We start from the raw sequence: 251 nt of genomic DNA on the forward strand, positions 1-251 counted from the left end.
TGAAGCGGTCGTCGTCGCGCGTGAAGACAGCCCCGGCGACCAGCTCCTGATCGCCTATGTGATCTCCCGGAATGGCGCCGCGCTCGACGCAGCCAGCCTGCGCGCCTCGCTGGCTGCGAGCCTGCCGGACTACATGCTGCCGGCAGCCTTCGTCACCCTTGACGCCTTCCCGCTCACTCCCAACGGTAAACTCGATCGCAAGGCTTTGCCGGCCCCGGACCAGTCGGCCGTGGCTAGCCGCGGCTACGAAG

General features: G+C 68.1%; 1 protein-coding gene. It reads left to right on the forward strand.

Annotation, left to right across the window (positions count from 1 at the left end; all coding sequences use genetic code 11):
- On the forward strand, window positions 1–251 hold a 251-nt coding region (locus NX775_RS23990; RefSeq protein WP_258838264.1), incomplete at both ends, for an AMP-binding enzyme.

This window comes from Massilia aurea (assembly GCF_024753205.1).
Lineage (GTDB): Bacteria > Pseudomonadota > Gammaproteobacteria > Burkholderiales > Burkholderiaceae_D > Telluria > Telluria aurea.